The organism is Chryseobacterium sp. WG23, assembly GCF_024586575.1.
Taxonomy (GTDB): Bacteria; Bacteroidota; Bacteroidia; order Flavobacteriales; family Weeksellaceae; genus Chryseobacterium.
Genome location: NZ_JALCZE010000007.1, coordinates 74,093 through 86,446, shown reverse-complemented (window position 1 = coordinate 86,446; position 12,354 = coordinate 74,093). Strand labels below are relative to the sequence as shown.

Annotated in this window: 11 protein-coding genes; 3 read left to right on the top strand and 8 right to left on the bottom strand. The window is 36.8% G+C overall.

Annotated elements, in window-relative coordinates:
* Window positions 1–75 precede the first annotated feature (75 nt).
* Window positions 76–1,560 (top strand): beta-lactamase family protein, encoded by a 1,485-nt coding sequence (locus tag MP477_RS12110; RefSeq protein WP_257190646.1) that lies wholly within the window; start codon window positions 76–78, stop codon window positions 1,558–1,560.
* Between the two features lie 95 nt (window positions 1,561–1,655).
* Here the strand turns inward: MP477_RS12110 and MP477_RS12105 are convergent, their stop codons facing one another.
* The 8 genes from MP477_RS12105 to MP477_RS12070 all read right to left on the bottom strand — a co-directional run bounded on the left by MP477_RS12105 (window position 1,656) and on the right by MP477_RS12070 (window position 10,242).
* A complete protein-coding gene (locus tag MP477_RS12105) occupies window positions 1,656–2,201 on the bottom strand; it encodes a hypothetical protein (protein WP_257190645.1) in 546 nt (181 codons plus the stop codon).
* Window positions 2,202–2,274: 73 nt separating this feature from the next.
* Window positions 2,275–2,745, bottom strand: coding sequence for a hypothetical protein (locus MP477_RS12100; protein WP_257190644.1), 471 nt, complete (start codon window positions 2,743–2,745; stop codon window positions 2,275–2,277).
* Window positions 2,746–2,750: 5 nt separating this feature from the next.
* On the bottom strand, window positions 2,751–3,518 hold the full coding sequence (locus tag MP477_RS12095) for a hypothetical protein (protein ID WP_257190643.1): 768 nt from the start codon (window positions 3,516–3,518) through the stop codon (window positions 2,751–2,753).
* A 148-nt stretch (window positions 3,519–3,666) separates the two neighbouring features.
* Complete coding sequence (locus MP477_RS12090; RefSeq protein WP_257190642.1) at window positions 3,667–5,232, bottom strand: ABC transporter permease/substrate-binding protein; 1,566 nt, start codon at window positions 5,230–5,232, stop codon at window positions 3,667–3,669.
* On the bottom strand, window positions 5,229–6,149 hold the full coding sequence (locus MP477_RS12085) for an ABC transporter ATP-binding protein (protein ID WP_257190641.1): 921 nt from the start codon (window positions 6,147–6,149) through the stop codon (window positions 5,229–5,231). The genes MP477_RS12090 and MP477_RS12085 overlap by 4 nt, the downstream gene beginning before the upstream one ends.
* Window positions 6,150–6,158: 9 nt before the next feature.
* Window positions 6,159–7,334 (bottom strand): ergothioneine biosynthesis protein EgtB, encoded by a 1,176-nt coding sequence (gene egtB / locus MP477_RS12080; protein WP_257190640.1) that lies wholly within the window; start codon window positions 7,332–7,334, stop codon window positions 6,159–6,161.
* A gap of 66 nt (window positions 7,335–7,400) precedes the next feature.
* Window positions 7,401–8,384 carry an L-histidine N(alpha)-methyltransferase gene (gene egtD, locus MP477_RS12075; RefSeq protein WP_257190639.1) on the bottom strand — a complete coding sequence of 328 codons (984 nt, stop codon included), beginning with the start codon at window positions 8,382–8,384 and terminating at the stop codon, window positions 7,401–7,403.
* 724 nt (window positions 8,385–9,108) lie between these two features.
* Window positions 9,109–10,242, bottom strand: a complete 1,134-nt coding sequence (locus MP477_RS12070; RefSeq protein ID WP_257190638.1) for a 1-acyl-sn-glycerol-3-phosphate acyltransferase — start codon at window positions 10,240–10,242, stop codon at window positions 9,109–9,111.
* Between the two features lie 712 nt (window positions 10,243–10,954).
* On the opposite strand from MP477_RS12070, the gene MP477_RS12065 reads away from it, so the two are divergent.
* Entirely contained in the window at window positions 10,955–11,986 is a 1,032-nt protein-coding gene (locus tag MP477_RS12065; RefSeq protein WP_257190637.1) for an HNH endonuclease domain-containing protein, read from the top strand.
* Window positions 11,986–12,351: an HIT family protein gene (locus tag MP477_RS12060; protein WP_257190636.1), complete on the top strand. Its 366-nt coding sequence runs from the start codon at window positions 11,986–11,988 to the stop codon at window positions 12,349–12,351. Before MP477_RS12065 ends, MP477_RS12060 begins: the two co-directional genes overlap by 1 nt.
* Window positions 12,352–12,354: the final 3 nt, after the last annotated feature.

The window sequence follows — 12,354 nt, the reverse complement described above, 5'->3', positions numbered from 1 at the left end:
TTTGTCGGGTTTTTGTCGGGTTCATTTTGTGTGCTGAAACATACTAAAATCTAATCTTTGTCAAAAATATTAACAATGACAAAGTATACTCATTTTATACTTCCTTTTTTCATCTTTTTCTTTAGCAATACACAAGCACAAATAGAAAAAACTGACGCTTTGTACAAGACCATTATGTCCAGAGACAGTCTGCTTTTTTCAGTAGGATTTAATACCTGTAATATTTCTCAAATGGAGAATATTTTGAGCGACCGGCTGGAGTTTTATCATGACAAAGACGGTATGTCTGATAAAAAGAAATTCATGATCGATTTTAAAAACGGATTATGCAAGGCTCCGGAAATACACCAGGCAAAAAGAGTTTTAATTGATAAGAGTTCCGAAATCTATCCGATGTACCGGAACGGAAAACTATATGCCGTTATTCAGAATGGTAACCACCTTTTTTATGAAAAAGAAAAAGGCACACCTGAGAAATTGGGCGGAGAGGCTAAGTTCACCAATTTCTGGATGGTAGAAAATGGCAGCTGGAAACTGGTAAAATCCCTGAGTTTTGATCATCATGCAAAATCAGCAATTCAGGAGGATATTCCTGAAGATGACCAGGCGATTGAAAGCTGGTTGAAAGAAAATAAAGTCCCGGCACTTGGGCTGGGAATCATTGAAGAAGGAGAACTTAAACAGATAAGAGTTTTTGGAGAAATAAAAAAAGGAGTTCCGGCACCTTATAATACCTGTTTCAATGTGGCCTCACTTACCAAGCCTGTAACAGCAATGGTAGCACTGCGTCTGATCAGTTTGGGGAATTGGAATCTGGATGAACCTCTTGATCAGTACTGGGCAGATCCTGATATTATAAACGATCCAAGACACAGCAAACTGACGACCAGAATGATATTGAGCCATCAGACAGGCTTCCCAAACTGGAGATGGATGAATCCTGATAAAAAGCTGAGCTTTCAGTTTGAGCCGGGAACACAATATCAATATTCCGGAGAAGGTTTTGAATACCTGCGTAAAGCATTGGAAAAGAAGTTTGCGAAACCGTTGGACCAACTTGCCAAGGAACTGATTTTTCAGCCGCTTACCATGAATGATACCAATTATATTTGGGATCCTAATACAGAAGAATCGAGATTTGCGGTAGGATATAATAAAGAAGGAAAGCCTTATCCAACGGAAAAAAACAAAGCTGCCAACGCGGCGGATGACCTGCATACTACCATTCAGGATTATGGCAATTTTATGGTCAGTGTTATGAAAGGTAAAAATCTAAAGCCGGAAGTTTTTCAGGAAATGACTAAAAATCAGGTAAAAACAAAAGAACATAAATATTTTGGATTAGGTTTTGAAATCTATGACCTCGGGAATGGTGATTATGCCTTATCCCATGGAGGAGCTGATCTTGGAACACGCTGTATTGCCTTTGTACTTCCAAAATCAGGAAAAGGAATTCTGATATTTACGAATGCAGATAATGGGTATAAAGTATATGAAAAGCTGATGGCTCATTATCTGGGAGAAGAAGGAAAGAAAATTGCAGCTATAGAAAATAAATAATGTAAATGATCATAACAACAAATCCCTGCTTTTCACTTTAAAAACAAGGATTTGTTGTTTCAATATTTATTTAAAAATAGGAGAGGATATCACTCTTATTTTACCTTTTCTAAAAGATAGAGTTTAGCTCCGGAAAAAGCCAGTTTAGGCATCACATTACCTTCCAGGACCATTGTTTTGTTGTTGACATCAATAACTGAAATATAGTTGTTGGAGTTGTACTCTATATAGTTTTCCTTTTCCTTAGTTAAAGGGTTTTTTCCAAATTCAAGAGAATATTTTACCCAGTCCTCTTTCTCGGAACTGCAGTGTACCGGCTGGAATTTAGATTTTTTAGCCTTAAAAATGATCTGATCATAACTCTCTGTACAATCTGTACTGAATGAACTTTCGGGATTCTGATCTTTCGTAAAATCTTCAAAAGAACCACGGTATACACCCACTACTTTCCAGGTTCCGTCTAAACGGTCTTCATCAATCTTTCCTTTAGCTTTGCTTACGGCCCAGCTAATCCCATTCACGGTTCCTTTTACCGCCTTGTAGCTTACATTGACCGCTCCCTTTACCACTTTTGCGGCAGTAGATACTACACATGAATTTAATACAAGAACGGCTGAGGCGAGAAATATTATTTTTTTCATATTGTCAGGTTTTTTTATTTGCTGCGAAGATAATGTTTTTGAAAAGGATGGTTTAGAAATTTTATCATCATTTTCATTCCTTTTGGTCGGGCGATTCAGGCCTTTTAAAACTATAACCCAGATCATAATAGATCTTGTTTTCCTGCCTGGTTTTACCCATTGCCTGTACTTCTTCTCCAGGGAGCAGCCGTTTTTTCTCGATCAGGTTTTTCTTATATTTCTGTAAAGTAGGAAGCAGATAAGATATGGTAGTGACCTGATTCTGAACATTGGCATGAATAAACATCCATTCATCAGACTTTTTATTAACATAACAAGACAAAAAACCTCCTTGTTTTTTGGGACCGCTGTACTTCATTTTAAAGCCTTTTTGGACCAAAAGGCTGTCTCTGTTAAGTTTCCCGGGGATAATATCATACCAGATACTGGATGAGGTAAATGTCTGGGCAGAAGATATACAGGTTCCGGCAGCAAGAGCAATACCTAAAAGTATTTTCTGGCTCATCGTAATTGTTAGAATTAAAGTAAATATATTGCTTTTCATAACTTTTATTTAAATACCGGGATGTATTCCGGAATGTAGGCCTTTTCTTTTTTCAGAGTTTGAATATACTCTTTGCTGTATATGGCGAGACGGATGTTTGAAATATCAATCATTTTAGAATTTTTGTTTCCTGAATGATCGAATGAAAGGATTTCTTCCTCCTTTCCCTCTTTTTTAGACAGGATGTAGTAGAAATTTTCATTTTCCCAACAGCTTACTTTTTCAGATGAGCTGTCCTCAATAGGTACACGTTTGCTGTTTTTTTGTAGAAAACTCAACAGGTCTGAAAAATCATTTTTATTTCGTGAGGCCTTATTGGCATTCAGATACGCAAACTCTCCTTTATTGTTTTCCGCCATGTCCAAAGAAGGAAATACCACTTTATTTAAAATCGCTAAAGTATCTTTTGCTTCATCATAAGCTACTGTTTTATATTGATAGCCAAAATATTTGACAGGTTTCTTTTTCCTGCTCATCCAGTCATTGGTAGACTCAAGATAAAAGTCTGAGGGCAATCTTCCTTCTGATGCGTAGAAAGCCAACGTGTCTTTTTCAAACATAGCTGTTTCCAGGGCTTTTAATGCCGCGTTTTTATTCATCTTTTTGAGATCGGTTGATAAAATTTCATTAGTTTTCTGCAACCGCGATTGGTAGAACTTTGAAACACTAAATGTTTTATCCAGCTGATCTATCAGAAGGATATTCGTATCCTGAGCCTGGCAGGAATCCAAAAACAATAATAAGACCATAAAAGGAAGTATTTTATTCTGCATGTTTTTAATTATAGCTTAAATATAAAGATAGTTCATATAATATCTTTCAAATTTTATTCACTCTATTTTAGTGTTTTTTTAACTGTGGTTGGATTGGGTAAGTGTTCAGAAAAAAGAAGAAGTACCGGTCAGTAAAAATAAAGGCAACCTATTTTCCGTCTACATACCTCTTAAGATCAGAGATGCTTTTTATCTTCAGATCTTCAGCTTGTTTTCGGCGCATCATTAAGGCATATGCATTATTAAAACCAAGCGGCTTCAGCCATTGAATTCCATATTGTTTTTCAAATGCTGAGTTAACATATTGATAGGTTTTATCGGCACTTTGGGTAACATTTTTTAAAATTTGTGGCGTAGGCTGTAAGAGGACGAGAAGTCCGGTTCCCGTGTATTCAGGGTAAACATCAATAGCATCATTCATTAAGGCATCAAAACAGATTTTGGTTCCTCCCAAGCCTGTTTTTGTTTCTGCTTTATAGTCTGTATATCCTTCAATAAGCATAGTATACATCTCTGCAAGAATGTATTGTTCCCCAAAGATTTTTGAACCGATTCGCACCGTTCCTGAATTTCCTTTCCGGGGATTTTTATAGAGGTTATTCCGTATTAAAAAATCCTTTGCAATCTTTTCCGGGGTCTGGTTGAGGTGGTCAGATCTGTAATTCAAATCGGTCATAATAGAATCATTAAATTTTCCCGCCAGTAGATTTAAGGTTTCTTCCAGTTCCGGAAATTTTTTCAATGTTTTGGTTTTAATGATGGGAGCCGCAAAGTATGGGGGAAATATTTTTTTATCATCATCCAGTACATACAGGTCAAACGCTTTGATCCTCCCGTCCGTAGAATAGCCACTGATGAGGTCCAGTTCTTTTTCATAAGCTGCTTTATACATAATGGCATCATTGACAACCAATGGATTTACATTGAGCCCATATACAGAACGCAGACCGATATTACCATCCTGTCTTCCCATAAATTCCGGGGTAAAACCGGCTTTTATTTTATGAGGTGAAACAGAGGTCAGCAGATAACCGGCTGCCATGACAACAAGAACAATTGGTGCTATATATTTCAATTTCCGGAATACCAGATACCCCGATTTTTGTATCATGGCAATCACCTGATCCAATACAATGGCCAGTAATGCAGCAGGAATAGCGCCCGCCAAAATCATATTGGTATTATTAAGCGAAATACCCCCAAAGATAAATTCTCCCAGACCACCCGCTGCTACAAATGAAGCTAAAGTGGCTACCCCTACATTAATAACGGCGGCCGTCCTTATTCCGGCAATGATAACAGGCATAGCTAAAGGAAGTTTAACCTTAAAAAGCAGCTGCCTTCTGTTCATTCCCATTGCTTTGGCAGACTCAATCACAGCAGGATCTACGCCTGTAATTCCGGTATAGGTATTGCGGATAATAGGTAAAAGAGCATAGGTTAACAAGGCTGCAATGGCCGGTTTGGGGCCGATGCCAAATACAGGAATCATAAAACCCAGGAGGGCAATACTGGGAATGGTCTGCAAAATACCGGCAATACCGAGCACAGAACCGGAAAGTTTTCTTTTTCTGGCAATCAGTATTCCTAAGGGAAGCCCTACTATAATCGCCAGCAATAAAGACAGAAAAGTAAGGCCAAGATGCTGAATGATCTGGTTTAATAACTTTTCATGCTGTTCAGCCATAAACTGCCAAAGACTCTGATGCGTCATACGGTCTGTAATTTTCTGTAATGATTAAATGCTTTGACCAGATTTTCATACAGCCCCGTATGATTGTGATCTGAACTTAATTTCTGCAAGGCATTCCAGACACTTGTATTTTCTGAAAAGCCAGATTCGTAGTGCCAATCTTCAGTATTCAGGAAAGGGGCAATATCCTGTAAGGTCGCTACTTTATATTCCAGTAAAAGCCGGCTTTCAGCAAAAAAATCAAGGACGAAATTATTTTTAGGATGATAAAGCATTTCTTTTGGAGTACCGTTCTGAACAATTTTTCCCTGATCCATCAGGCATATCCGGTGACCTAGCTCAAATGCTTCCTGTACATCATGGGTAACCAATACTATTGTTTTGCTTTTAAGCTCTTCCAAAGATTTAAATTCTGAATGGATATCTGCTTTCGTAATATTGTCCAGGGCTCCGAAAGGTTCATCCATCAGTAAAACCGGAGTATCGGCAATCAAAGCTCTGGCAATGCCAACCCGCTGCTGCTGTCCGCCACTTAATTCATTGGGAAACCGGGAAAGTACCTCTTCCGAAAGGTGAAGCTTAGCTAAAAGTTCGTGAGTCCTTATTTCCGTTTTCTTTTTCTCCCATTTCAGCAGTTCAGGAACTACCGCAATATTCTGTTGAATGGTATAGTGAGGAAATAACCCGGAATGCTGCATCACAAAACCTATTCCCATTCTCAGCTCTTCAGCTTTCTGATCACGGATATTTTTGCCGTCAATCAGAATATTCCCGGAATCTGTTTCTATAAGCCGGTTGATCATTTTAAGAGTGGTTGTTTTACCACAGCCGCTGGTTCCTAAGAGCACCAGTATTTCCTGATCATAGGCCTGAAAAGAAATATGATCTACTGCGGTTTTTCCATTAAAACTTTTTGAAACTGATTCAACTGTAATCATTGGCAAAAATTATTGGGCAAGTCTGATTCCTGTAAACTGCCATTTTAAATAGGCTTGAAAGAAGTTTCGGTAGGTATTTCTGCTATGGCCGGCAGGTGTAGCTATGGAAGCACCACGCAAAACCATTTGATTGACCATAAATTTTCCATTGTATTCGCCCACAGCACCAGCTTCTTTTTTAAAATGAGGGTAGGGCAGGTAGGCCGAATTGGTCCATTCCCAGCGGTCTCCCCAGTTGAAATGATCCGATGCTGCTTCCCATTCTGCTTCTGTAGGAAGACGCATTCCTTTCCAGGATGCAAAAGCAGAGGCTTCATAGAAGTTGATATGGCACAGGGCATCATCAGGATCTACTTTCTGTAATCCGTTCAATGTATAATTCATCCATGTACCGTCAATATAATGCCAGTACAATGGAGATTCTGCCTGATTTTGCTTCACCCAATCCCAGCCTTCGGCATGCCAGTGCCTGAAATCTGTGTAACCGCCCGCTTCCATAAATGCTAAATAGTCACCATTGGTCACCAGCTGGCTGGCTATTTCAAAACTGGTAAGATAGACTTTATGTCTTCCCAGCTCATTGTCAAAACAAAACCCTTCTCCCTGAAAGCCTATTTCATAAACTCCTTCCGCAAAACGGAGCATCTGTGTATCCTCCTCCACGGCTGGTTTTAGCATTTTCTTCTCTTTTGTATAGGTGGGAAAGAGCGGATTATGCCCCAGGATATATTTAATATCAGTCATTAATAATTCCTGATGCTGCTGTTCATGGTTCATGCCCAGTTCCAACAGCGGCTCAATGGCTTCCATCATGAATCTGCTCTGAAGAAAAGCTTTCATATGCTCATCCACATATTTCCGGTATTGATAAATATCTGAAACAGAAGGCCGGCTGAGGTTTCCACGGTCGGTACGGATTACTCTTGCCCCAATAGTTTCATAATAACTGTTAAAAACAAAATTATACTGAGGATCGAAAACTTCATAGTCAGGAAAATAAGAAGCCAGAATAAAACTTTCAAAAAACCAGGTCGTATGACCGAGATGCCATTTCGGTGGACTTACATCAACGATAGGCTGTACTACATAATCCTCAATTTCCAACGGGGCACAGATCTCTTCTGAACGTCTGCGGATATCCGTATATTTTTTCACTATATCTTTTGTGGTGATCTCTGGTGTCATGTCTTTTAGTTTTAATGATGTAGTTTATATCGAATGCATCCAATACTTTTTTCAGATGCTTTACTTTTATTTTACCTGCCAGATACTGTCTACAAACCATTTTTTAGAATCTTTAATCTCTCCGGTTATGGCAAACCCTGCTTTCTCACCCAATGCTCTGATCTGTTCTGCAGAGAACTTCTGAGAAATTTCCATATCGATAAGTTCATGTTCTTCAAATGAAATGCTGATATTTCCAATTGTTACCTTTTGATTTTTAAGGCTTATCAGAAAGCTTCTGCAAGCTCCGCTTACAGGATCATAGGTTTGGTAATGCTGAAATTGTTCCAGATCAAAATTTCCTTCCAGTTCGTTATTGATGCGTGTCAGGAGATTAAGATTAAAGGCAGCTGTAATCCCGTCCTTATCGTTATAGGCATCCAAAATAATGTGGGGATTTTTTTTAAGATCAAACCCAACCAATACACGATCTTTTGGAGACAGGTTTTTATTCAGATGCAAACAGAAACTTTCAGCTTCCTCCAGGGACATATTTCCAATATTACTTCCTAAAAATAAAACCACTTTTCTTCTGTTGGATAATGAAGCCGCCTTTTGAAGCATCTCAAAATAATCACCTTCCAGGCAGGTTACTTCCATTGCCGGAAACTGACTGCTTAATTTTTTATAAAGTATGGAAAGGATATTTCCTGAAATATCTATGGGCATATACGTAAAGTCAGCTCCTTTTTTGACCAAGTATTCAAGTAAATAGGTAGATTTCATGGCATCACCTGCTCCCAATTCAATCAAATCGAAAGGTTCATTTTCAGGAATGAGAAGGTCTGCCAGTTCACCTGTTTTATTTTTAAAAATATCAAGCTCACAACGGGTAAGGTAATATTCAGGCATAGCCATAATTTTCTGGAAAAGACGATCTCCAATTTTATCGTAAAAGTATTTTGAAGATAACTTTTTGGGAGTGCTTTGTAAGCCGTTTAAAACATCCGGACGAAAATAATCAATAGAATAATTTTCAGTTTTAGCATGTGAATCTAACTGTACATTCATAGGTCTTATTTTGTGTGGTTTTTAGATAACTGCAATTATCTTGCCTTTCAAAACATCGAATTCCTCTGATATTTTATTAATTTAAATATAGACAATTTTATTTTTAATAGATTTCATCATGTTTTTAAAATATATGGGACTTTTTTCTGGAAAAAACGTATGAGATTCATGGATTGATTTGGAAATGTAAAACGCTCTTGTAAAAGGATTTGTAAGGGATTTTTAATAGGTATTATAGGTTGGAAAACGCAAGGGCGCAAAGATTTTTTAATAATGTGCTGTTTTAAGGCGCAAGGAAATCAAAGATTTCCAGCAAGTATTCTGTGATTTATGTAACGCAAAGGAATAGTGATTAGAACGTTTTATTATAAGGCAACAAAGAAGAGCAACTTTGTCGCTGAATAAGCTGTATGAAAAAAACGTAAGCTTCATCAAAATCGACTGGAATGGCATATAATAGATATGTAAATCTATGTGAGTTGCCTGGAGAAAGCTATAACCACAAATCGAAGATGCAACGTAGCCGAAAGTCACAAAAAGTTTAGGAACACTTTAGGAGAATGGAGTTACAAATAAACTACTGAGAAGTTCACATAAATTTTTTGAAAATCTCTGATTTTCTTAAAGTGTACTTACTAATATGTCATAAGTTCCTGACTTTCTAAAGTGAACTCAAGTGTTTAAAAAAAATATCAGAAAAATGTACTCAATCTGTGGAGAAAAATTAATTTTCTTCAAGCTTTATTTTATTGATTAACGGATTGGCATACATCGACAGGAAATGTTCTTTTGAAATGGGATCTGACGGGTCAATACGCATCTCCAGTCTTCGGATAAACAGTTGTTTTTCCTGTTCAGTATACTGTGAAGCATAGGTATGGGTATTGTGAAGCAGATCATAGGCTATAAATTTCGTTGGCCATAGCTTATAATTCCGGATAATGGAATCATCAATGATCTGTGCAACAGCCTGGAGCTGCTTATTTTTATTCTCAATGGTAGCTGCAATATCATCCAGTTCTTTGTCAATGACATGACCGGCATGCAGATGAATTCTTTTCTTTTGACCCAATATACCACTAAGCATGGTGGTAAAATCTTCATTTTTACCTTTTATGTATTCCTCTTCCCTGTGTTTGGCCAGAAGTTGAGGCATTTTTAAAGAATCGGTAGGGTCATATTCATAGGAGATGGAGATGGGAACAATCTTTAAGGATTTAAAATAATCCGTCAGGGACTGATCTCCCGCTGCCATTGCCAGCATTTTTAAAACCCCTTGCTGAGTAGCATCATTACCGTCTTTGGCACGGCCTTCACGCTGGGCAATCCATACGGAACGCTTTTCCTGGTGTAATTGCTGCTCAATATATTCGGACATGATCTGTGAACTTTTAAGCTGATCACGCAGCGACAGCCCTCTCTGAACTAAAAAGTTACGGTTCAGCTTGGCCAGCACATTCAGGAACTTTCTCCCAACAAGGTTGTCACCAATGGCTGAAGCCGTCATAATGTGGCCGCTCTCCAGTAATGCCAGGTTAAGCAGTGAAGTATCCAACACAATATCCCTGTGGTTCGAAATGAAAAGGTAAGGGGTATTTTTATCCAGCTGATCGAAACCTGAAGTCGTCAAACCATCAGAACTTTTCGTAAGGATCTGACGAACGGTCTGTGCTATAAAATGCCTCTGAAAATCACTGATGGAATGAATATTTTTAAACTGTTCCAGCCAAATTTGCTCATCCGTATCTGGAAAAGTAAAATTCATCAGCGCTTTCATCATAGGGTCGCGGGATACACTCCCTAACGCTTCATTCACCTCCTGATCATGGAAATACCGGATTTCATCAAACTTCGACATGCAATTATTTAAAATTTAAAACCTTTTTGCAAAAGAACAAAAATTATATGAGAATGCTGTAGAATGTAGATGAAAGTATTATGATTGGCTTAGAAATTGGAGAAATCATTTGGTGAATAGAAATAGACCTTACCATTGTTCTACTATATTTAAACCACAAAAAGTCACAAAAGCTTTTATTTAAAACACTTTAGTTCACTTAAGTAAGTTTAGAAGGATACTGTATAATAAGTTCACATAAGAAGAAAATCAAAGATTTTCATAAAACTCATGTGTACTTCTCAGCAGTTTGATATTAACTAAAAAAATCTTAAGTGTACTTTTATTAGTAAAGCTTGTTACTTGAAATTACTTAAGTGCTTAATTCTTTTGTATCTTTTGTGGTTCAACTATATTTTGAACCATTAAGAATTGTGAAGTTATTAAGGCACGTTAAAGTGAAAATCAGAGATCTTAGGTGAGTTTAGATTCCTGCGGAATGACAAATGCTATGCTTTATCTATCGGCAAACCTTGTCATTCCCTAGGAATCCCAACTCCTTTATTCCAATCATCTTAATTTATAAAATCAGAATTTCTACTAAGTTGATTTTCATTTGTATTATTTTTTGTTATTTATAATATTTATGGAATTTTATAAATTGTAAACGCTTAATTAGTTTACATTTTTATATAATTTTGCATTTCATAAAAATACAAAATTATATAAAGGAATGCCTGCGCTAAATTTTCAAGATAATGATGCTAGTTTGGAATCTCAATGGAGGGCAATTATTCTTTTTGGAAAAAATTCAGCCACCTATAAATTTGCTTTTGCAAAATCTTTATTAGAATTAGTGTCATTAGAAAAAACAGCAGTATCTCTTCAGGATATTGCTCCATCCTATGTTCAAAGTATATTGCAACATTTAAAACAGAATGACAAACAGGGAAATTCAAATTCAAGTGCATTTCTAGAGGCTTGCAGAAAGTTTAATGAAGATAAAATAGATAATGACCACCTGCTGGATATTACAATAAAGCATGGTTTCAATAATGTTATAGACGCTTTTCATACTGTTAATGGTAGCTTTGTTAATGATGTTTTTTATCTTAAAGATTACAATGGAAGTCAAAAGAATATTGTGATTACAGATAGTCTTTTGTCTCTCAAAGACAGTTTGCAGTTTACCAATTTTAATCAGGAAGTAGATGCCCGTTGGAATTTAGTAGAAACGGCTTGGAATTTAGAAATTAATCCTAATCTTTTGGAAGTAAGATTGGATGAAGAATTGAACCTTTTGTTCTTTGAAAACCGAATAATGAAGCGCAAAAATATTTCTTCGGCCAGAGATTCATTAAATGGATACCAGAAAGGAAAGTGTTTTTATTCTTTTCAGGATATATCGATAAAAAGTGATGATGACAACCTTTGTGCTATAGACCATTTCTTTCCGCATGTTCATAAAATACAATTGAATGATAATGGAGCTAACGTAAATGGGTTATGGAATTTAGTATTAACAGATCAGAAGGTTAACAATCATAAAAAAGCCAAAATTCCGGATATAAAATATTTGGAAAGACTTTATAAAAGAAATGAATTTTATATTGCCAGTAAACACCCCTTGGGAGAAACTATTGTCAATCAAACAGGGAAAACAGCAGATGAACGTAGACGGTTTTTGCAAAAGCAATATGATTTATCAGTAAATTTAGCCATTCAGAAATGGAAACCCAATATTGAACTTGAACCTTTATTCTAATGAAAGATTTTACTGATATAGCTGAAGACAAAATAATTTACAGAGGAAAATTTTTCTTTATTATTGAAGATGGTTTTCCTGTTTCACCTGGTCATTTGCTTATTATTTCCAATGAGGTAAAAACTGACTTTTTTGCATTAAGCACAGAAGAAAAAAATGATCTTCCAGTTATGATTGAAAAAGCAAAAGATATTATTTTATCTCAATATCAACCCGATGCCTTTAATATTGGTATGAATTGCGGTGCTGATGCCGGGCAAACTGTTTTTCACTTTCATTGTCATCTTATCCCGAGGTATAAAGGTGATATGGGTAATCCTAGAGGAGGGGTGAGGCATGTGATTCCGAGGAAGGGAAATTATTGAATA

Coding starts and splice junctions, on each gene's coding strand:
- MP477_RS12110 (WP_257190646.1), top strand. CDS start 76: ATGACAAAGTATACTCATTTTATACTTCCTTTTTTCATCTTTTTCTTT.
- MP477_RS12105 (WP_257190645.1), bottom strand. CDS start 2,201: ATGAAAAAAATAATATTTCTCGCCTCAGCCGTTCTTGTATTAAATTCA.
- MP477_RS12060 (WP_257190636.1), top strand. CDS start 11,986: ATGAAAGATTTTACTGATATAGCTGAAGACAAAATAATTTACAGAGGA.
- MP477_RS12095 (WP_257190643.1), bottom strand. CDS start 3,518: ATGCAGAATAAAATACTTCCTTTTATGGTCTTATTATTGTTTTTGGAT.
- MP477_RS12070 (WP_257190638.1), bottom strand. CDS start 10,242: ATGTCGAAGTTTGATGAAATCCGGTATTTCCATGATCAGGAGGTGAAT.
- egtD (WP_257190639.1), bottom strand. CDS start 8,384: ATGAATGTACAGTTAGATTCACATGCTAAAACTGAAAATTATTCTATT.
- MP477_RS12085 (WP_257190641.1), bottom strand. CDS start 6,149: ATGATTACAGTTGAATCAGTTTCAAAAAGTTTTAATGGAAAAACCGCA.
- MP477_RS12090 (WP_257190642.1), bottom strand. CDS start 5,232: ATGACGCATCAGAGTCTTTGGCAGTTTATGGCTGAACAGCATGAAAAG.
- MP477_RS12065 (WP_257190637.1), top strand. CDS start 10,955: ATGCCTGCGCTAAATTTTCAAGATAATGATGCTAGTTTGGAATCTCAA.
- MP477_RS12100 (WP_257190644.1), bottom strand. CDS start 2,745: ATGAAAAGCAATATATTTACTTTAATTCTAACAATTACGATGAGCCAG.
- egtB (WP_257190640.1), bottom strand. CDS start 7,334: ATGACACCAGAGATCACCACAAAAGATATAGTGAAAAAATATACGGAT.